This is a genomic window from Sphingobacterium sp. xlx-96, assembly GCF_011007365.1.
Classification (GTDB): Bacteria; Bacteroidota; Bacteroidia; order Sphingobacteriales; family Sphingobacteriaceae; genus Sphingobacterium; species Sphingobacterium luzhongxinii.
In genome coordinates, this window is record NZ_WFKM01000017.1 from 47,684 (window position 1) to 66,856 (window position 19,173).

Annotated in this window: 21 protein-coding genes; 13 read left to right on the top strand and 8 right to left on the bottom strand. The window is 40.6% G+C overall.

The window, feature by feature from the left end:
• Positions 1–100: 100 nt before the first annotated feature.
• The 8 genes from yihA (at position 101) to G7B20_RS19120 (ending at position 9,002) form a co-directional block, all read left to right on the top strand.
• Complete coding sequence (yihA, locus tag G7B20_RS19085) at positions 101–715, top strand: ribosome biogenesis GTP-binding protein YihA/YsxC (RefSeq protein WP_164113017.1); 615 nt, start codon at positions 101–103, stop codon at positions 713–715.
• A gap of 161 nt (positions 716–876) precedes the next feature.
• Positions 877–1,740, top strand: coding sequence for a UbiA-like polyprenyltransferase (locus G7B20_RS19090; RefSeq protein WP_164113018.1), 864 nt, complete (start codon positions 877–879; stop codon positions 1,738–1,740).
• Positions 1,741–1,821: 81 nt separating this feature from the next.
• Complete coding sequence (gene topA, locus G7B20_RS19095; protein ID WP_164113019.1) at positions 1,822–4,188, top strand: type I DNA topoisomerase; 2,367 nt, start codon at positions 1,822–1,824, stop codon at positions 4,186–4,188.
• Between the two features lie 3 nt (positions 4,189–4,191).
• Complete coding sequence (locus G7B20_RS19100; RefSeq protein WP_164113020.1) at positions 4,192–4,605, top strand: hypothetical protein; 414 nt, start codon at positions 4,192–4,194, stop codon at positions 4,603–4,605.
• A 7-nt stretch (positions 4,606–4,612) separates the two neighbouring features.
• Positions 4,613–5,293: a (d)CMP kinase gene (gene cmk, locus G7B20_RS19105; protein WP_205600286.1), complete on the top strand. Its 681-nt coding sequence runs from the start codon at positions 4,613–4,615 to the stop codon at positions 5,291–5,293.
• An 88-nt stretch (positions 5,294–5,381) separates the two neighbouring features.
• Positions 5,382–6,944, top strand: a complete 1,563-nt coding sequence (locus G7B20_RS19110) for a calcineurin-like phosphoesterase C-terminal domain-containing protein (RefSeq protein WP_164113021.1) — start codon at positions 5,382–5,384, stop codon at positions 6,942–6,944.
• A gap of 375 nt (positions 6,945–7,319) precedes the next feature.
• Entirely contained in the window at positions 7,320–8,534 is a 1,215-nt protein-coding gene (locus tag G7B20_RS19115; protein WP_164113022.1) for a winged helix-turn-helix domain-containing protein, read from the top strand.
• Between the two features lie 177 nt (positions 8,535–8,711).
• Complete coding sequence (locus G7B20_RS19120; protein ID WP_164113023.1) at positions 8,712–9,002, top strand: hypothetical protein; 291 nt, start codon at positions 8,712–8,714, stop codon at positions 9,000–9,002.
• 233 nt (positions 9,003–9,235) lie between these two features.
• Here G7B20_RS19120 and G7B20_RS19125 read toward each other — a convergent pair whose 3' ends face one another.
• A complete protein-coding gene (locus tag G7B20_RS19125; protein ID WP_164113024.1) occupies positions 9,236–9,871 on the bottom strand; it encodes a hypothetical protein in 636 nt (211 codons plus the stop codon).
• Positions 9,872–10,258: 387 nt separating this feature from the next.
• On the opposite strand from G7B20_RS19125, the gene G7B20_RS19640 reads away from it, so the two are divergent.
• From G7B20_RS19640 to G7B20_RS19140, 4 genes are all read left to right on the top strand, one after another.
• Positions 10,259–10,492 (top strand): GNAT family N-acetyltransferase, encoded by a 234-nt coding sequence (locus tag G7B20_RS19640; RefSeq protein ID WP_262886574.1) that lies wholly within the window; start codon positions 10,259–10,261, stop codon positions 10,490–10,492.
• Positions 10,493–10,499: 7 nt separating this feature from the next.
• Positions 10,500–10,679 (top strand): GNAT family N-acetyltransferase, encoded by a 180-nt coding sequence (locus G7B20_RS19645; protein WP_262886670.1) that lies wholly within the window; start codon positions 10,500–10,502, stop codon positions 10,677–10,679.
• A 42-nt stretch (positions 10,680–10,721) separates the two neighbouring features.
• Positions 10,722–11,222 carry a GNAT family N-acetyltransferase gene (locus tag G7B20_RS19135; protein ID WP_164113025.1) on the top strand — a complete coding sequence of 167 codons (501 nt, stop codon included), beginning with the start codon at positions 10,722–10,724 and terminating at the stop codon, positions 11,220–11,222.
• Positions 11,223–11,337: 115 nt separating this feature from the next.
• Positions 11,338–11,826 (top strand): thioredoxin family protein, encoded by a 489-nt coding sequence (locus G7B20_RS19140; RefSeq protein ID WP_164113026.1) that lies wholly within the window; start codon positions 11,338–11,340, stop codon positions 11,824–11,826.
• A 115-nt stretch (positions 11,827–11,941) separates the two neighbouring features.
• Here the strand turns inward: G7B20_RS19140 and G7B20_RS19145 are convergent, their stop codons facing one another.
• The 7 genes from G7B20_RS19145 to G7B20_RS19175 all read right to left on the bottom strand — a co-directional run bounded on the left by G7B20_RS19145 (position 11,942) and on the right by G7B20_RS19175 (position 18,362).
• Positions 11,942–13,114: an NRAMP family divalent metal transporter gene (locus G7B20_RS19145; RefSeq protein ID WP_164113027.1), complete on the bottom strand. Its 1,173-nt coding sequence runs from the start codon at positions 13,112–13,114 to the stop codon at positions 11,942–11,944.
• The gene (locus G7B20_RS19150; RefSeq protein WP_164113028.1) at positions 13,111–13,869 is read right to left on the bottom strand and encodes a LamB/YcsF family protein; all 759 of its coding nucleotides are present in this window, start codon (positions 13,867–13,869) and stop codon (positions 13,111–13,113) included. The genes G7B20_RS19145 and G7B20_RS19150 overlap by 4 nt, the downstream gene beginning before the upstream one ends.
• Positions 13,859–14,818, bottom strand: coding sequence for a biotin-dependent carboxyltransferase family protein (locus G7B20_RS19155; protein ID WP_164113029.1), 960 nt, complete (start codon positions 14,816–14,818; stop codon positions 13,859–13,861). Before G7B20_RS19155 ends, G7B20_RS19150 begins: the two co-directional genes overlap by 11 nt.
• Positions 14,808–15,494, bottom strand: a complete 687-nt coding sequence (gene pxpB / locus G7B20_RS19160; protein WP_164113030.1) for a 5-oxoprolinase subunit PxpB — start codon at positions 15,492–15,494, stop codon at positions 14,808–14,810. Before pxpB ends, G7B20_RS19155 begins: the two co-directional genes overlap by 11 nt.
• 103 nt (positions 15,495–15,597) lie before the next feature.
• A complete protein-coding gene (locus G7B20_RS19165) occupies positions 15,598–15,849 on the bottom strand; it encodes a hypothetical protein (RefSeq protein ID WP_164113031.1) in 252 nt (83 codons plus the stop codon).
• 136 nt (positions 15,850–15,985) lie between these two features.
• Positions 15,986–16,621 (bottom strand): gluconate 2-dehydrogenase subunit 3 family protein, encoded by a 636-nt coding sequence (locus G7B20_RS19170; RefSeq protein ID WP_164113032.1) that lies wholly within the window; start codon positions 16,619–16,621, stop codon positions 15,986–15,988.
• Positions 16,622–16,625: 4 nt separating this feature from the next.
• On the bottom strand, positions 16,626–18,362 hold the full coding sequence (locus G7B20_RS19175) for a GMC oxidoreductase (protein ID WP_164113033.1): 1,737 nt from the start codon (positions 18,360–18,362) through the stop codon (positions 16,626–16,628).
• A 203-nt stretch (positions 18,363–18,565) separates the two neighbouring features.
• Between G7B20_RS19175 and G7B20_RS19180 the strand changes: the two genes are divergently transcribed.
• Positions 18,566–19,042 carry a hypothetical protein gene (locus tag G7B20_RS19180; protein ID WP_164113034.1) on the top strand — a complete coding sequence of 159 codons (477 nt, stop codon included), beginning with the start codon at positions 18,566–18,568 and terminating at the stop codon, positions 19,040–19,042.
• Positions 19,043–19,173 lie beyond the last annotated feature (131 nt).

Genomic DNA, 19,173 nt, shown 5'->3' on the forward strand with positions numbered 1-19,173 from the left:
ATAGGTTTTTATGAGAGACTAAAATAGTAAAATTATCAGAGGTTTTTGAATCAACTTAAAAGCCTTTTTAATTTTTGTTAAATTAATTCTACCTTTGTCTATGCTTATCAAATCCGCTGAATTTGTATGTAGTAATACACAAGTCGACAAATTACCTGATCCTACATTACCAGAATATGCGTTTATTGGACGTTCTAATGTTGGTAAATCTTCGTTGATCAATGCTTTGACGAATAAGAAAGGACTGGCAAAGACATCCCAAAGACCCGGAAAGACACAACTTATAAATCATTTTATAATTAATGATACTTGGTATCTGGTGGATTTACCTGGCTATGGATATGCGCAGACTTCTAAAAAGAATAGAGCCGATTGGGAAAAATTTATTAGAAAGTATTTGTTGAGTAGGGAAAGCCTACAATGTATTTTCGTTCTGATCGATAGTCGTCTAGAACCTCAAAAAATAGATTTGGACTTTTGTTGTTGGCTTGGAGAGAGAGGCCTACCTTTTATGTTGATCTTTACTAAAGCAGATAAACAGTCAATAGTAAAGTCTGATCAAAACATGGCCAAGTTTAAGCGGGCACTTCTCAAATGGTTTGAAGAGGTTCCTACGAGGTTTTTGACATCTGCTGAAGATAAGATGGGGCTGGAGCCAATTTTAGAAAAGATTGATGCGATAAATCAAGAATTTACGGTACCTCCTGTTTCCTAGTTATGAAATATCCATGTAGTACCGGCTACACAAACACGAATGACCGCGAAGCAGCATGCACAGCATTTCGCAACTAAAACGTGCATAATATAGTTTGGATATTCCCTATGACAGATAAAAATCAAACCGAGTTTGCGAGCTCATGAAATAATTATACACATATGAAAAAATATATGTCGTTGGTGCTTTTTGCGCATAGCATCTTTGCACTTCCTTTTGCAGTTATTGGTTTTTTTTTAGCGGTATCGACTACAGTATATAATTTTGAGTGGAAGCTGTTCTTTCTGATGCTGTTATGTATGGTTACAGCACGTAATGCTGCCATGGCATTCAATAGATATTTAGATAGAGATGTAGATGCGCTCAACCCGAGAACAGCTGTACGTGATATTCCGGCCGGCAAAATCAGTCCCTCTGCAGCTTTAACATTCACAGTTGTTAATTGTATAGTTTTTGTAGTTGCTACCTACTTTATTAATCCGATGTGTTTGTTATTATCGCCGATTGCGTTGTTTGTCGTTTTGTTCTATTCTTATATGAAACGCATCTCGCCGCTTTGTCATTTTGTTTTAGGGTTAGGTTTGGGACTTGCTCCCGTGGGCGCTTATCTTGCCGTAACAGGCCAGTTTGATTTAGTACCTATATGGTATGGTTTAGCAGTGCTAACCTGGGTCAGTGGGTTTGATATTATTTATGCATTACAAGATGAGGATTTTGACCGTAAGCACAAGTTGCAATCCATACCGGCCAATTTTGGGGCAAAGAATGCGTTAAGAATCTCCGAAATATTACACCTGTTATCATTTGTTTTCGTGCTACTTCCTGCGTTATTTATCCAAGTAGGGATTCTTTATTACATTGGAGTGGCATTTTATGGCGCATTGTTGGTTTATCAGCATCGAATAGTGAGTCCTACCGATTTGTCGCGGGTGGACAGAGCATTTATGACGACAAATGGGATTGCTTCTGTTGTTTTTGCTTGTTTTTATCTCTTGGATGTTTTGTCAGGGCATTGGATGATATAACGAAGTTTTACAATATTATTGGTAAAAATAATTGTCATTCCATTTTGAAATAGTAATATTTGCAGAAATCTTATAAAGTTAATGGCTAAAAATTTATTGATAGTAGAGTCGCCAGCAAAGGCTAAAACGATAGAAGGATATTTAGGAAGTGATTTTCTGGTAAAGTCTAGTTACGGACATATCCGTGATTTGGTGAAGACGGATGACGCTATCGATACCGATAATAAGTTTGAACAAAAATATGAAGTTCCTGCCGATAAAAAGGCTGTTGTCAGCGAGTTGAAGAAATTAGCAAAGACTGCAGAAACAGTATGGTTAGCGTCCGATGAGGACCGCGAGGGAGAGGCCATTTCATGGCATTTGTTCGAAACATTAGGGCTCAAGGAAGATGCGACCAAGCGTATCGTATTTCATGAAATTACAAAACCAGCCATATTAAGCGCTATTGAAAACCCACGAAAAATAGACTATAACCTAGTATATGCCCAACAAGCACGTAGGGTACTTGATAGACTTGTGGGGTTTGAATTGTCTCCTGTGCTTTGGAGAAAGGTAAAACCATCACTTTCTGCTGGACGTGTACAGTCAGTGGCTGTACGTGTTATTGTAGAGCGTGAACGCGAAATAAATAAATTTAATGCGGAAGCAGCTTTTAAAATTGTCGCTATTTTTTATACAGGCAAGGGGAAGGAGTTTTTCAAAGCCGAGCTACCACAACGTTTTGATAAAAAAGAAGATGCGAAGTTGTTTTTAAATGACTGCATGAAAGCTGATTTTTCGATTGCATCATTAGAGAAAAAGCCTGCCCGAAGAAATCCAGCTGCACCTTTTACAACTTCGACGTTGCAACAGGAGGCTAGCCGTAAGTTAGGTTTTTCAGTTGCTAGGACTATGCAGGTCGCGCAGCGGCTGTATGAAGCTGGACGGATCACTTATATGCGTACCGATTCGGTTAATTTATCAGATACCGCAATTCAAGCGGCCGAAAATGAGATTGTAAATGCTTATGGGGAGAAGTACCACAAGCTAAGGAAATATAAAACAAAAGCCGCAGGAGCACAGGAAGCACACGAAGCTATACGGCCGACTTACTTTTCAGAACACTCTATCGACGGGGATGCTTCCGAGCGACGTTTATACGAGTTGATCTGGAAGCGCGCTATTGCTTCGCAAATGAGTGAAGCAGAGTTTGAAAAGACTGTGGCCAAGATTGATATTTCTACACGGAAAGAGGAATTGACCGCAACCGGTGAAATCATGCGATTCGACGGCTTCTTGAAGGTGTATATGGAGTCTACGGACGAGGAAAATGATGTGGTTGCGGATGGGGATGCGGACAATGCATTGTTACCACCTTTAGAGCAGGGGCAAGTGTTAACGCTCAACGAGATGACGGCCACTGAACGATTCTCTCGTCCTCCTGCCCGTTATACAGAGGCTTCTTTGGTAAAGAAATTGGAGGAGTTGGGGATCGGAAGACCTTCTACATATGCACCGACTATTTCTACTATTCAAAATCGTGGTTACGTAATTAAGGAGGATCGTGATGGTAAGCCGCGTGATTACAACGTACTTCGATTGGTCGGAACTGAGATTAGTGAAGTATTAAAGACCGAAATGACAGGAGTAGAGCGTAATAAGCTTTTTCCTACAGACATAGGTGTATTAGTTAACGACTTTTTAGTAGAACATTTTAAAGGTATTGTGGACTTTAACTTTACGGCTCGTGTTGAGAAAGAATTCGATGAGATCGCTCAGGGCAGTAAGGAGTGGACCGATATGCTAGAAGCGTTTTATCGTCCTTTTCATCATGAGGTAGAGGATACGTTGGAAAATGCAGAAAGAGCGACCAACGAGCGGGAGCTCGGTACTGATCCAGAAACAGGAAAGCCTGTTAGTGTACGTGTAGGCCGTTTCGGACCATTGGTTCAGATCGGAACAGCCGATGACGAGGAAAAGCCACGCTTTGCATCTTTACGCAAGGGACAGATGATCGAAACGATAACTTTTGAAGAAGCAATGGAGTTATTTAAGCTTCCTAAAAAGGTGGGTCAATTTGAAGAAAAGGAAATGACGGTCGCTATAGGACGTTTTGGACCTTACATCAAGCATGAGTCTGCATTTTACTCCTTACCCAAAGGAGTAGATCCTTTAGACGTGACCGAAGAGCAGGCTATAGCAATTATTAAAGAGAAAAGACAGAAAGATATTGAAAAAGTAATACGCGTCTTTGACGAAAATCCAAAAGCCCAGATTGAAAATGGACGATGGGGCCCATTTATTCGATTGGAAAAACAGAATATCAAAATTCCTAAAGGGACAGACGTATCAGCAATCACTTATGAGGATGTTTTAAAATGGGCAGCAGAAGACCCTAAAGCTGGTAAAACTGTAAAAAAAATAACAAAGAAACCTGCAACGAAGAAAGCCGCAACAAAAAAGAAGTAGCAGATGAAGAAAGATTTGCCGATTAATATTGTAGAAGACATTTCTATAGCCGTTGTACTCGAAAGCGATTCTCCTACCCAAAAATCATGGAATGTGTATTTGGTGAATGAGAAGGAACTACCGTTAAGAAATGTCTTTGTGACTTCTAAGGGCTATGGTCTGAAAGATGAAAGAGAAGTAAAGACAACCACTTTACGTCATTTTATTGGAGATGTAGCTGCAAATAGTTCAATTCGTATAGAAGCGATAGATCAGCAGGTTTTTGGCCTGACCAATGAATATTGGCTAAGTTATTATATTGATGATACTATCTATGATAAAAAATATATTTTTTTACCTGAAAGCATAGTTGACGAAAATCTATCCAAGGTTCCTTTGGTTAATAAGCCAGGAGTTTTAATAGGAGGAAATTCGTAATCACATTATGGCAAGAAAAAATTTTATTATAGCGATAGATGGCTTCTCCTCATGTGGCAAGAGCACTATTGCAAAAGCTTTAGCAAAAAAACTGAATTTTGTTTTCGTGGATAGCGGAGCCATGTACAGAGCAGTGACTTTATATTTCTTACGTAACACGATTGATTATACTGATCACGACGCCGTTGTGAGTGCTTTAGAAGATATTCATATTGACTTTGTACCTAATACCGACAAAGTGCAGATTTTTCTTAATAATGAAGATGTTTCCGAAGATATCCGGAAGATGGAGATATCGGACAATGTCAGTGAGGTGAGTGCGATAAAAGAGGTACGTCAGGCGATGGTGTCTCAACAGCAGAAACTGGGGCAGAAGCGTAATATTGTGATGGACGGGCGTGATATCGGTACTACTGTATTCCCAGACGCAGATCTCAAGATCTTTATGACAGCCGATCCAAACGTGCGGGCAGAGAGACGCTATGCCGAATTGACAGCGAAAGGAGAACAGGTAACTATGGAAGAGGTAAAAGCTAACTTAGCTCATAGAGACCATATCGACAGCACACGTACCGAGAGCCCCTTAAGACAAGCCGAAGATGCTGTGGTATTAGATAATTCCGACTTGAATCAGAGCCAACAATTGGAGTTTGTGGTCGACTTGTATACCAAGCTAAGCAATAGATAGCCCGCGTTGTTTGTTTTTAACATTTACTTAATAGTATCTTAAATTGCAATTCGTTTCTTAAGCGTATTTTTGAGAAACGAATTATTATATGAACATTAAGTATTTATTAGCTGGAGTATTGCTTTGTACAGGAATCGTGCAGGCGCAAGAAGTGGTAAAAGGAACCGTCTTTGTTGATGCCAATAAAAATGGCAAACGCGAAAAGAGTGAAGTCGGAGTGGGAGGTGTTAGCGTTAGTAACGGTAGAGATGTTGTACAGACCGATAGCAAAGGTAATTATAGCCTTCCGGTAAAAAATGATAACATAATCTTTGTGATCAAACCCAAAGATTACGTCTTTCCTCAAGATAAGCAGCATCGTCCCCTTTTTTACTATATACATAAACCTTTTGGATCTCCAAAGTTAAAACACACAACAGCTGAAGCCACAGGTCAGCTACCTAAGTCTTTGAACTTTCCGGTGTATGCACAGCAAGAGCCTACAGATTTCAAAGCATTGGTCTTTGGTGACCCACAGGCATATACCAATGAGGAACTTGAATTTTTCAAAAAAGGTATCGTCGATGATATAGCAAACAAAGAGCGATTTTTGTTTGGAGTCAGTTTAGGCGATCTTGTTGGAGATGATTTAACGCTTCACGAGCCTTATAAAGAGACAATTGCAGGTATGGGATTACCATGGTACAATGTAATGGGCAATCACGATATGAATTATGATGTAGTCGCAGATTCATTATCAGATGAAAGTTTCGAGTTGAACTTTGGTCCCAATAACTATTCGTTTAATTACGGCAATGCGCACTTTATTATTTTAGATAATATCATCTATCCCAATCCGCGTAGTGGAAAAGGCTATCTTGGAGGTTTTCGCAAAGATCAACTCGACTTTGTAGAGAATGATTTAAGGTATGTACCAAAAGAAAAGCTTATTGTTTTAGCTTTTCATATTCCGTTAGTTCACAAAAACTCGGACGTATTTCGTAATGAAGATAGACAACGTCTTTTTGATCTCTTAAAGGACTTCCCTAATACCGTTTCCCTTTCCGCACATACACATTATCAACAACAGAACTTTTATGGGAAATCTGAAGGTTGGCATCAGACGAAGCCACACCATGAGTATAACGTGGGTACTACATCAGGCGATTGGTACTCCGGGCAGATGAACCATCAAGGGGTACCGGCATCTACCATGCGAGATGGTACACCTAAAGGGTATGCGATTATGAATATTAGCGATAACTCTTATGCTTTTGATTATAAAGTAGCTGGTCATAATAGCGAATATCAGATTAATCTAATAGCTCCAAGTGCCGTTAAAAGTAAACATGCAAGACGATATAAAGTATATGCAAACTTTTTTATGGGACGCACGGAAGATGTAGTGGAGTATAGTCTGGATGGTAAAGATTGGAAAGCAATGAATCGTGTGGAGACGACAGATCCAAGTTACCAATATGATGTCTTGAAATTTGATAACGCAACAGCGCTTATTGAAGGACGTAGACCTTCCGATGCTGTAAATTCAACACATCTTTGGGAAATGAAATTACCCAATTTGAAAGCCGGCACACATACTGTTGAAGTTCGGGTTACCGATATGTATGGAGTAGAGCACCGAGCGGTCAAAAAGATCGAAGTTTTGAATTAATAACAAACGGATTACTTGAGATTATAAGCCGTATTTCGTTAAGAAATACGGCTTTCTTCTATTCCAGCCGCTTCATTAAAGTTGACTTTTTGCAACTTTCAGCATTTTCTCCGCTTTCAGTTTTATCTCTTTGGGCAAAGCTCTAAAATTTGTATCCTCTACTTCACGGTATTCTTCGTTTTGGAGTAGTAATTTATTTTTTACCCCTTCTATTTTATTTTTAAGTCAGGGCGTAAAAGAAGCATTGAGGACTCTTGTCATAGGGTTGTCGTAGGCATATTGTACTTTTGTGATAGAAAATGATAAAAGAAGACACTATAGCGGTAAAAACTAGTTTTTAGGTAAAAAGTCAGTTTTAATAATTCACAAAGAACATTGACAATACAGGAGTTACAACGGATTACGTTATCCAGTCAGGGATTACTGTCCAAATCACCATTCGGAACAGGGAAAAATGCCGTGCTCAGTACATTGGAACAGCTTGGTTATTTACAGATTGATACTTTATCGATTGTTGAAAGAGCACATCACCACGTACTCTGGACAAGAGTTCCGGACTACGCTACCATCTATTTGGATGAACTGGTGAAAGAACGTAAAGTATTTGAATATTGGTTTCATGCCGCATCTTATCTTCCTATAAAGGACTTCCGATTTGTATTACCCCAGATGTCAAAGGTCAGACACAACGAGTCTCATTATTACAATGCAGACTCTAGAGTGATGAAGTATGTTATAGATACTATTCGTTCTGAAGGGCCGAAAAAAACAAGAGACTTTAAAAGCGTAGCCATAAAGGGAGGAAGTTGGTGGGAATGGAAACCAGCTAAAGTTGCTTTAGAGCGTCTTTTCTTACAGGGCGATTTGCTGATTTCAGAACGTAATGGCATGCAAAAGACATACGATATCCCTGAGAGAGTGTTACCTCATGATATTGATTTGACCGTACCTACTCCCGTCGAGTTTGCCTCGTATTTAGTAAATACATACTTGAAGGCCTATGGATGGACGACTGTCAGACAAATAACTCATCTTAAAGCAGGCGAAGCGATAAGAAAAAATGTAAGAGAAATTTTAAATACTATGCTTGAAGATCGAGTAATAGAAAAAATCAATATTGAAGGTTTCCCTTCTATTTTTGTATTAAATGATTTAATGGAGAAGCGAGCATGTAAGAATTTTTTGGAAATTAAGCTGTTATCCCCCTTCGATAATTCTATTATACACCGTGACCGGGTTAAGCAATTTTTCGATTTTGATTATCGTATCGAATGTTATACACCAAAGGAGAAAAGACAGTACGGGTATTTTTGCCTACCGATCCTATTTAGCTGCACATTTTTAGGTAGAGTAGATTGCAAAGCGCACCGAAAAGAAAGGAAGCTTGAAATTATACACCTTCATATTGAAAATTCGCAAATAGATTTTGAATTATGGGGTAAGTCTTTTGCCGAACGGATGAAACAATTTGCAGTCTTCAATGGCTGTACATTCGTGACGTTATCAAAGGTAAGTCCTGAAAATATGACGAGCGCTGTAAAGCATTTAGTACAGATAAACAACGATAGATCTGGACTCTCGCATCGATAGCTGAAGCCAAGTTTCTCGACTATCTCACCATGAAGAATTCCTTGTTGATCGTTGTGACAATAACAAGTGCGTTCATGCAGGGTAGTTAATATACAGACGGTTAGAAAAAAAAATATTTTGATACTAATCATTTATTCAGTTACTTTGTGAATCAAAGTACTTTTAATTACGTTGGACATGACCATAATAAACAACAGAGTAAAAATGGGTGCAGTTGGAATAGCAGCCATTTTGTCGATTCCCTTGATCGCTATGCAATTTTCATCCGAAGTCAAGTGGACGTTTTCAGATTTCATAATAGCGGCTTTTTTATTGACGGTGACAGGTCTGTTTTGCGAGTTGCTGATTCGGCTTGTCAGCAAAAGGTATTTGCGGTACGGGTTAATTTTTCTTGCAATACTGATACTTGCAGTTGTTTGGGCAGAGTTGGCTGTGGGTGTTTTTGGGAGTCCTTTTGCAGGAAGCTAGTGCATGATGGCAAGAGCTTCCTGCATGTATTGATAGGCGAGAAGAAGGGGGACGATATGCTTCATGAACTTGTCATGTAAACCATACGTCGGTACGACCGGGTTGATAGTTTTATAGAAGAACAATTGAGCCAGTTTTCGAAACCAAAGTTGAAAGCACTTTTAGCTTGTATCCCTCAGATAGCTAAATTGTGGGATGCATGATAGCCTTCTCTCTTGTCAAATGGAGATTTTTTAATTAGTTGATAGTACGTTGTCTTTTTTCAATTGATCGATGATTGCTTTCTTATATCCTTTTAAAAAACTATCCAATGAGCTAGGATTGTATGTTTCAGATTGTGTAGACCAGATTAGCTTATTCGTTCTCACGTCATATAGATTGGCTTCGAGGTAGTAGGTCTTATCTGTAGTATAGTATCCGTCATTATAGTTGCCATACCAAAAGTCATAATAACCTCCAAATGTGCCGTAGTATCCAAATCTGGTTACAGGATAGATACTGGTATTGGGCACATATCGACTTTCTGAAGTTTGGTCCAATAAGGCAATAGTCAAGATGGCGTCACTATTTGTTTCCGCAATTCTTCTCAGCGCCAGATCTGATTTCTTTGTTCCCGTTTTATTAAAATCTGGAGGAAACACTTCGATGCTTTTTACGGTATTTGTTCCAAGCATCTGTATTGCGTTCGCTATTTCGTCCTCTACCTTCTGACGTGCCGGTACGTTTTCAGTCAACGCTGCGACAAAAACCTTTTTGTACTTTGTGTCGCCTACAGCGGGAGCCTTCCAAGCCCCGGTGATGATACTTGAAGAGGCACATTGGCAAAATAGAAGCAATGTGATGCAAGCCTGATAAAATAATGTTTTCATAATACAATTTTTAATTTAATGATTTGTTTTTATCATGTACCCAATATCAAATCAATTGGATTTCAATAGTATAAACAGATATTATGATCAGTTGTTTTTGATATTTGATTACTCCATTTGATCAGAGAATCTTGTACGATTGTGATAGAACGGAAAAAAGGAGCATTTATTTGGATAGAGAGTCTTTAGGACTCTTGATGCCATGAAACAGAAAATTGCAGAATGATCAATAAAGAGAATAAATGTATTCGTAAGTTTGATTTAGCATCATTTTGGAAATGAAGTGCTGGCTGCCTCTCGGTCCAATCGAAAAATCAAAGTGGATCGACTCAGTATACACGGTTTGAAATCATATAAAGTCAATACAAATGCAATACATAAGAGAACATGGTAAAATATTTAGAAGAGGGTTTTTCTGCTGAAAAGCTGACTGAAGAATTGAACGATGAAGACTCAGGGTTTTATTTTGCCGTCGAAGATGAAAACGTTATTGGTTATTTGAAACTAAATTTTGGAACTTCACAAACAGAATTGAAAGACAGTAGTAGTAGCTTAGAAATAGAACGTATTTACGTGCTTCAAAACTACCACGGTAAGAAAGTAGGACAGATTCCTGTATGATAAAGCAATAGATGTCGCTAAAGAAAAGAGGGTCAGCTATGTCTGGCTGGGTGTTTCGGAGGAAAATTCACGAGCCATCCGATTCTATCAAAGAAATGGATTTGTAGAGTTTGATAAGCATATTTTCGTAATAGCCGAAGACGAGCAGACTGATATAATGATAAAAAAAGAGATGATTACTTTATAAAGTATTACTAAAGACCAGGACAAACGATTTAAAATAAATATTATGAGGCTAACATATAGAGATGCCAACAAAGCAGATCTAAACGAGATCGTAGATATCTATAATTCGACCATCGCTTCAAGGATGGTTACTGCAGATACGGTCCCGGTTTCTGTTGATAGTAGATTAGGGTGGTTCGATCGGCATAATCCGGAGAAAAGACCACTATGGGTTATAGAAGACGATTCTACAAAAATAATCGGTTGGGTGAGTTTTCAGTCATTTTATGGGAGACCAGCTTATGATGCAACCGTGGAAATCAGTATTTATATACACGAATCACAAAGAGGACAAGGTTTAGGAAAAGACATTCTTCAACACTCTTTAGAAAAAGCGCAAAATTTTGGTGTGAAGACTGTGCTTGGTTTTATTTTTGCGCACAATGAGCCCAGTATTAAATTGTTTAAGTATCTAGGTTTTGAAGAATGGGCTACACTTCCTGATATCGCTTTACTTGACGGCGTGGAGCATAGCCTCAAAATTTTAGGGAAGCGAATAGCCTGAGCCAATACCGGAGAATACTATCCGAATATGGGACACAATCCCCGCTTACTTCCGATTATCAGAATTTTTCATTAATATTGGAAACAAGCTTACTTACAGCACTAAAATTTCAGTTATGCGCCTTATTACATTTTCATTTTTGCTCTTTTGTGTCTTCATCACAAAGGGCCAGCAAGCCACAGTCTATAACCCCAATGCCAATGCCGAAGCTGAGATAGCCACTGCACTTAAACAGGCTAAAACCGAAAACAAACACGTGTTTCTGCAAATCGGAGGTAACTGGTGTAGCTGGTGCCTGTTGTTTAATAAATACACCCATGAAAATGATACCGTCAAAACAGCCTTCGACAAAAACTACGTAGTTGTCCATGTTAACTACAGCAAAGAACAAAAAAACGAGAAGTTGTTGTCTTCATTAGGTTACCCTCAACGTTTCGGATTTCCTGTATTTGTTATTCTCGATGCCAAAGGTAACCGTCTGCATACCCAAAACACGGCACACCTAGAACAGGGGCACGGGTATGATACGAAGAGGGTAGTAGGCTTCTTAGAAAACTGGTCGCCCAAGGCATTGGATCCGGCGAGTTATGCTGAGAAAAAATAAGATGTATCAAATCTGTAATAATAGGAAAGGTTGTGGGATAAATATCACAACCTTTCTCATTTCCTGATGGAATGGCCAATGACATGGCCTACCGAAACAAAATGCGAAAAGAAGCTTAAAGCACATCTATTAGCACCCGGATACTCATATAAGCCATCAAAACCACTATTATTGCTCCCACTAGCGTCAATAATGGAGGCTGCTTATACGAGCCGACAATTGTTGGTTTATAAGCTGCAATCAGCATTACCGACAGCGAAATAGGCAATATAATTCCGTTGATTGCTCCAGCCATAATCAGGAGATTAACTGGTTTGCCCAGCACGATAAATAGCATCGTCGAAATCAGAATGAATCCGATGATAACCCAATTTTCATTTTTAGCGATCTTCGTGCTAAATGATTTGATGAAAGAAACGGAGGTGTATGCCGATCCGATGATAGATGTCACCGCCGCGGCAAACATAACGAGACCGAACAATCGGTAACCAAAGTTTCCGGCAGCAAGCTGAAATACAGAAGCCGTCGGATTGCTATCGTCAATCGATAAGCCTTGTTGTATAATACCCAATGACGCCAAAAATAGACAGATACGCACTAGCGATGCTGCCGATATCCCCATTACTGCACTTCTGCTAACCTCGGGCAAAGCCTCCTTTCCCTTGATGTCCGCATCGACCAAACGGTGTCCGCCGGCAAAGGTGATGTACCCACCTACCGTGCCCCCTATCAATGTAATGATAGCGATAAAGTCGATCTTGAGCGGTAGCACCGTTCTTAAGGCTGCTTCAACTACCGGTGGACTTGCTATGATTGCAATGTAAACAATAGCCAAGATCATAATACCCGCCATAACCTGGGTAAAGCGATCCATGGCCTTTCCGATCTGTCTGTTTAAAAATACAGCAATAGCGATAAAAGCAGATAATATAGCTCCGGTGGTCACAGGGATACCGAACAACGCTTCGAGCCCCAGTCCAGCTCCGGCTACATTGCCAATATTAAAAGCCAGACCGCCCAGAATAATTAGCAATGAAAGAAAGACACCTAGACCAGGCAACAACTTATTGGCAATATCCTGAGCACGCATCTCGGATACTGCAATAATGCGCCAGATATTTAATTGCACACCGATATCTATGAGGATGGATATCAATATCACGAAGCCGAAACTGGCGCCCAACGATTTGGTAAAAACAGTTGTCTGTGTCAAAAAGCCTGGACCTATTGCCGATGTAGCCATCAATAGTGCTGCACCAATGAGCGCTGACGTATTTTTTTTGGTCATCTGATTTCTATATCCTCAGCTATTAATTGTTCATTTATCTTTCTAGCAAATAGAATTGCTTCCGCATTGTCCCCGTGCAGACATATGGTATCCACCTGTATATCCACCTCAAGCCCTTGCATTGATATTACTTTCCCCTCCTTGATCATTCGGATCACCTGCTGGGCAGCTCGTCTGTAGTCATGGATTAGCGCATCTGCATCTTGTCTAGGTGTTAGGCTACCATCGTGCTGGTAGGTACGATCAGCAAATACTTCGCTGTATACAGTCAGCCCTTTTCCCCTTCCTGCGGTGATCGACTCACTCCCCGATAGGCCGAATAGAATCAATCCGGGATCTATATCAAATACCGCCTGTGCGATGGCATCGGCAAGGTCGCGCTTCCGTGCAGCCATATTGTAGAGTGCCCCGTGCGGTTTGACATGCTGGAGTTTCAGTCCTTTTGTCTTGGCACACGCTGCAAGAGCGCCTATCTGGTACACCATCAGTTCATAAACCTCGCGCGGTGTGACCTGTATTTCCCTTCTGCCAAAACCCAGTAGGTCCTGAAATCCAGGATGAGCACCTATCCGTATAGGATAGGCCGCCGCCAGTTGTAAGGTCCGCATCATGGTCGAAGGATCGCCCGCATGAAAACCACAGGCTATATTTACCGACGACACATAAGGTAGTATAGCTTTATCATCACCCATTGCCCAAGGGCCAAAACTCTCACCCATATCGCAGTTGAGGTCTACTGTGTATTTATTCGTCATACTTGAACGCTATTGCACGGTTTAATTGCTGTAAGTTTTTGAAGCGGAGACGTAATAATTCTTGCGCCTCATCAATTGTAATAAATTTAAAATCAATCTGATCCATTGGTGCCATCTGCGCTAGCAAAGGCAGGTCTATAGTCGCCACCTGAGCGATCACGGGGTATCCTCCCGTGGTAGGATGATCGGCCATCAGTACGATGGCATTTCCCTGAGGTGGTACCTGAATGGTACCAAACGTGACTGCCGAGGACAACATCTCCGTTTTTTCTTTGAGACGTAGTGGATTAGATTCCAAGCGATATCCCATACGATCAGAAGCACGGTTTAAAGTAAAAGTACCGGACAGGAAGTCTAGATGCGCAGACGTATCAAAGCGCTCAAATTGTGGGCCCGCCGTGACCCGGATCGTCCGGATGGCAAGATCACCGTATAGAGAAGGATTCATCTGCCAGTTAAACTCAGTTTTTGCCCCCACATAAGGGCTACGAAATCCGATATGATCGTGTTTCTTTAATGCTCGGCCCTCATATCCGCCTATTCCGGCTTTGATATACGTGGAGCGGCTTTCTAATACCTCAGGAATGTCCAGTCCTCCATAAAAACAGATATAACTGCGACATCCCGAAACAGTTTTTCCAAAAGAAAGCGCTCCTCCTTGCGGTACAAAAACCGGCTTCCACATCGCTATAGGTGTTCCATCTATGGTAGGAGATAGGTCGCCTCCAGTTATACAAATCAATTGGTCTTTCTCAAAATAGAGCGTAGGCCCCAGATTCGTACACTCTATCGCAGCCTCTCCCTCTTTGTTGGCTAGGATGGCGTTTCCCAGCTGCAATGCCCAGGTATCCATAGCACCGCATACCGCTATCCCATATCGTTGGTACCCGTATCGACCGAGATCTTGTATACTCGTCAGTAGCCCCGCTTTGAACACCCTAATACCCATAATTGTCCTGTATTAAATGCTCAAAATCTTCTTTATCGACAGTCACAAACCGTAGCCGATCACCAGCTTCCAAGTAGGATGGTTTATCCCGATGCACATCAAACAGTCGTAGTGGTGTATGACCTATGATCTGCCAACCTCCTGGTGTTTGCATAGGATAGATACCGGTCTGTTGTCCCGCAATACCCACCGCTCCGGCATGGATCTTCAGTCGGGGCACTTCTTTGCGTGGTGTCGCGATACTGCTATCCATACCACCCAAATACGGAAAACCGGGTACGAACCCGATCATGTATACCAGATACTCATTCTTACTATGTATACGGATTACTTCTTCCACGCTCAGCCCATTATACTGTGCCACGTATGCCAGATCAGGACCATTGTAATAAACCGGGATTTCCTTTACCATAATGGATTGGGGCTGCTGTTCCGGTATATTTTTTAACACGTCGGAGAGCGATTTGATTAGCTCCTCATATCGAATCGTCAGCGGATCGTAGTAGATGGTTATTGTCGTATAGGCGGGCACATACTCCACGATACCAGACTTAGTCCAGTTCGCAAGACAAGCTACTACTTTTCTTATCTGTATGTTCACTTCTTCCGAAATATGGTCACCAAAAGACAAGACGACAGATCGATCGCCTAGAGGATAATATCTTATGGTGTCCATAATTTGCATGTTATAACTACACAAAGATTACAATTATCCTGCTATAATCAAATCTTAAGGTCAAATATGACGCACTGGTCTTTAATAAATTGTTGATCAATCTTTAAATAAAGATTAATGATAACGATGCCAGGTTACATATCTCAAATTGAATTAAATATTCTGTCTCTTTTAGAGGGTATCCATCTTCAGACTGGAATGCCCTATCGGTAACGACAAATTCGTACGCTTTATCTTTCTGGATATTCAATTCAAGCCATAGCGTCTTTCTGTCTTCGCTAAAACCTATGATCTTTTCGAGAGGAAAGTACGCTCTACCTTTTTCGGAAAACTTTATCGAGGTGCCATCTTTCATTGGTTTGGAAAAGACAATACCTATCTTTTTTGTTATAGAGGCTATTACCTTATCCTCCCCAATAGGCGTTACACATTCGACGGTGGGACATTCCCATTTGGATTTAATAACCTTTGGAAATCACATAAGCTTCTATTTACCCCTCATTCGTACTAAATCCATGCTCTTTCAATACGTCTTCCGGCACACCAGTCCAAACTCCCGGTTTGTTGCCCACATAACCTAAATCATCAATTCCAATCTTCGAGGTATAAAATCCTGATGCGGTTAAATTCCGTAGAGTCTTAAAAAAATTAACACCTTGCTCCACTTCAGGATTGTTTTTCGAAGGAAAAGCGATCTCATCCAAGAGGGCTACCTGCTGGTTTTCTTTACAGTTCTTAAATGCCTGCCCAAATTTTTTTTGGCAACGGATATCTATCCATTTTAGCCCGCCTCGCATCGGCGTTTTATATTCTGGCATATCTTTAACCATAAACTCTATAAAATCGGGCACGCCAGCTTCCGAAGCACTCCCTGAAAAGTCGTCCTTTGGAATAATATAGTCTGCCAGTATTGCAATGGTAGCCATCTCATGTTCAGAAAAAAACTGCTCTTCGTATAAGTTTAAATTTCTTTCATGTTCAAAGTCTTGAATACCGGGCAACTTATCGTTAAGATTTTTTGTTGCATTCGAACTATTGCTTTGTTTTTCTTGGCTACAAGATTTTGTAAGAATTCCAGTTCCTGCTGCTAGAAAACCAAGTGCTTTTAGTGAATCTCTTCTATTCATAGCATTAGCTGTTTAATTTTTTATTTTCTTCAAGTATGTATTCTGCCGTACGCATAGAGAGGGCTAGGATAGTCCATGTTAGGTTTTTGTCTCCCTGTTGTACAAAAGGTCCTGCATCTACCACGTATAGATTTTTGCAGTCATGTGCCTGTCCCCATTTGTTTAACACAGATTTTTTTGGATCATTTCCCATACGTGTCGTACCGCCTTCATGTATGATTTTCCCTGGAGCTTCTAGACCATAGAGTGTATCTGCGCCATGTATTTTAGATGTTATAACTGCACCCATTTCGTGCATAATAGATTGGAAAGTTTCTTGCATGTGCTTCGCTTGGAGAATTTCCTCATTTGCCCATTTATAATTGAAACGCAATATTGGAATACCGAATTTATCCACCTTATTAGGGTCTATTTCGCAGTAGTTGTCTATTCTTTCTATCGCTGTACCGCGACCGGCCATACCCACATTTGAACCATAAAAACGTCTATATTGTTCTTTCAATCCACTGCCATATCCCATTTCTCCCATTGGTTTTCCGTCTTTACTAGGGATTTTATCTCCCAACTCAGCTGTTCCACCAAAAATTCCGTAGGACGGCATCCGCATTCCTCCTCCATATTCAATATGATACCCTCTGGGGAAATCTAGTTTTTTGTTGTCTAACCACCAGGGTGAGTATATGTGTACGCTACCAACACCATCCTCATTGTACCTTTTTCTATCTAGGAGTTGAGGAAGAAAACCACTAAGACCGGCTCCTGTCGAGTCGTGTAGATATCTCCCCACCAAGCCTGAGCTATTTCCAATACCGTTAGGGTGCGCCGTTGATTTAGAATTCAGCATTAAACGTGCACTTTCACACGCACTAGCTCCTAATATTATCTTTTTACCTTTTACAGTATACTCTTGCAGGTCTTTAGTATCCACATAAGAAACACCGATAGCTTGCCCTTCGTCATTTGTCAGTACTTCCCGTACCATGGCATTATCAATAACCTTGAGATTCCCAGTTTTCATCGCTGGAATAACCAAGCACGATGAAGACGAAAAGTCGCCATATACCTTACATGCCCGGCCACATTGCCCGCAATAGAAACATGTGCCTCGGTCTTTCGCTCCGGGCAAAGGCTCTGTCAGTACAGAACCGCGGCCTGCAATTACTGGGACTCCAGCTTTTGCACCTCCTTTACGGATGTAGAGCTCATTCAAGCGTGGTTTAGGTGGTTTTAAGAAAATCCCATCAGGTTCATTATGTATACCTTCTACAGTACCGTAAATACCTATCATACGGTCTATGCGATCGTAATAAGGCTTCACTTCATCGTAGGTAATCGGCCATGCGTCAGTGAGGTCATCCTTTGGTTGAAAGTCATCGGGGCCCATTCGTAACGAAATTCTGCCCCAGTGGTTAGTTCTTCCACCTAACATCCGGGCTCGAAACCATTCAAATTCTGTCCCATTTGTTTTGCTGTAAGGCTCGCCATCTATTTGCCAACCACCATATGCGGCATCAAAATCACCAAACGGCCTAGTTGTGCTAGCCCCTCTTCTCGGTGATTCCCATGGCCAGCGGAGCTGTAAAGCGTCTATCGCTGGGTCGTAAAAAGGCCCTGCCTCGAGCATAAGTACCTTTAAGCCAGCATGGGCAAGTATATATCCTGCCATACCACCTCCAGCCCCCGAACCTACAACTATTGCATCATAGTTTTCATTTGATTCAATAATTTGAAATGTTTTCATAAAACCGTTTATATTAATCAATATTTAGCATTTTCATCATTACGAACTTTATTAAAAGCTTTCTTTATGCAAAATGAGAAAAAAACTAAAGAACTGATTCCTCCGGATTGTTAACGACTTGTTAATAGTGCTGCTTTTGTAACACGTTATTGGTAAATATTATGCGATTTATTTAGGTTTGAGAAATACTAACTAATTATTTCATGCTAAAGAAGACGAAAGAGCGCTTGTTGTCCAGTACTATGTTAAAAGTTACGGCAAGCCTCTGTTTTATTATTTTATTAGGACTGCATTATAAGCTTATTTCAGACGCATACGAGACCAAAAATACCGAGCTATTTCGCGTTGAGAAAGAGCGGATAAAGGCTGCGTATGAAAAAGCCATCATTAATGATAAGCTATTTCCAGGAGGGCAACATATCATTGATAGCATCCTGTCGGTAGAAATGCTAAAAGAACTGGAAATGCTACATCAAGCAAACAGTTCAAAACTTTATACTATCAGTAATGATCTCTATCGAGACATTCTAGTAGCTTTGAAAAAAGATAATAACATCGATTCCCTCCTGTACAATATTTACCTTGAGCAAGGTTTAGATGCCGATACTATTGACCACACATTAGTGATACACACCTTTTTGATCACTTTTGATGGCAAAGAGTATCTACCTTTTGGGTAAAAACCCGATCAAGCTTTTCAACCAACCTTACTTTCGGGCAAATGGGATATTGTTCATCCTTCCAGCCTAGTATCCACTATTACCGTTTCCGATCCGATTCCTTATACCTACAGGTTTGGTTTTGCATTGTA

What these genes read in the sequence shown, in the direction of transcription:
- G7B20_RS19125 (WP_164113024.1), bottom strand. Translation starts at nt 9,871, where the DNA reads ATGAAAACATTATTTTATCAGGCTTGCATCACATTGCTTCTATTTTGC.
- G7B20_RS19090 (WP_164113018.1), top strand. Translation starts at nt 877, where the DNA reads ATGAAAAAATATATGTCGTTGGTGCTTTTTGCGCATAGCATCTTTGCA.
- G7B20_RS19165 (WP_164113031.1), bottom strand. Translation starts at nt 15,849, where the DNA reads ATGAAAGATGGCACCTCGATAAAGTTTTCCGAAAAAGGTAGAGCGTAC.
- G7B20_RS19120 (WP_164113023.1), top strand. Translation starts at nt 8,712, where the DNA reads ATGACCATAATAAACAACAGAGTAAAAATGGGTGCAGTTGGAATAGCA.
- G7B20_RS19175 (WP_164113033.1), bottom strand. Translation starts at nt 18,362, where the DNA reads ATGAAAACATTTCAAATTATTGAATCAAATGAAAACTATGATGCAATA.
- G7B20_RS19180 (WP_164113034.1), top strand. Translation starts at nt 18,566, where the DNA reads ATGCTAAAGAAGACGAAAGAGCGCTTGTTGTCCAGTACTATGTTAAAA.
- topA (WP_164113019.1), top strand. Translation starts at nt 1,822, where the DNA reads ATGGCTAAAAATTTATTGATAGTAGAGTCGCCAGCAAAGGCTAAAACG.
- G7B20_RS19110 (WP_164113021.1), top strand. Translation starts at nt 5,382, where the DNA reads ATGAACATTAAGTATTTATTAGCTGGAGTATTGCTTTGTACAGGAATC.
- G7B20_RS19100 (WP_164113020.1), top strand. Translation starts at nt 4,192, where the DNA reads ATGAAGAAAGATTTGCCGATTAATATTGTAGAAGACATTTCTATAGCC.
- G7B20_RS19140 (WP_164113026.1), top strand. Translation starts at nt 11,338, where the DNA reads ATGCGCCTTATTACATTTTCATTTTTGCTCTTTTGTGTCTTCATCACA.
- G7B20_RS19145 (WP_164113027.1), bottom strand. Translation starts at nt 13,114, where the DNA reads ATGACCAAAAAAAATACGTCAGCGCTCATTGGTGCAGCACTATTGATG.
- G7B20_RS19135 (WP_164113025.1), top strand. Translation starts at nt 10,722, where the DNA reads ATGAGGCTAACATATAGAGATGCCAACAAAGCAGATCTAAACGAGATC.
- G7B20_RS19155 (WP_164113029.1), bottom strand. Translation starts at nt 14,818, where the DNA reads ATGGGTATTAGGGTGTTCAAAGCGGGGCTACTGACGAGTATACAAGAT.
- yihA (WP_164113017.1), top strand. Translation starts at nt 101, where the DNA reads ATGCTTATCAAATCCGCTGAATTTGTATGTAGTAATACACAAGTCGAC.
- G7B20_RS19150 (WP_164113028.1), bottom strand. Translation starts at nt 13,869, where the DNA reads ATGACGAATAAATACACAGTAGACCTCAACTGCGATATGGGTGAGAGT.
- pxpB (WP_164113030.1), bottom strand. Translation starts at nt 15,494, where the DNA reads ATGGACACCATAAGATATTATCCTCTAGGCGATCGATCTGTCGTCTTG.
- G7B20_RS19170 (WP_164113032.1), bottom strand. Translation starts at nt 16,621, where the DNA reads ATGAATAGAAGAGATTCACTAAAAGCACTTGGTTTTCTAGCAGCAGGA.
- cmk (WP_205600286.1), top strand. Translation starts at nt 4,613, where the DNA reads ATGGCAAGAAAAAATTTTATTATAGCGATAGATGGCTTCTCCTCATGT.
- G7B20_RS19640 (WP_262886574.1), top strand. Translation starts at nt 10,259, where the DNA reads ATGGTAAAATATTTAGAAGAGGGTTTTTCTGCTGAAAAGCTGACTGAA.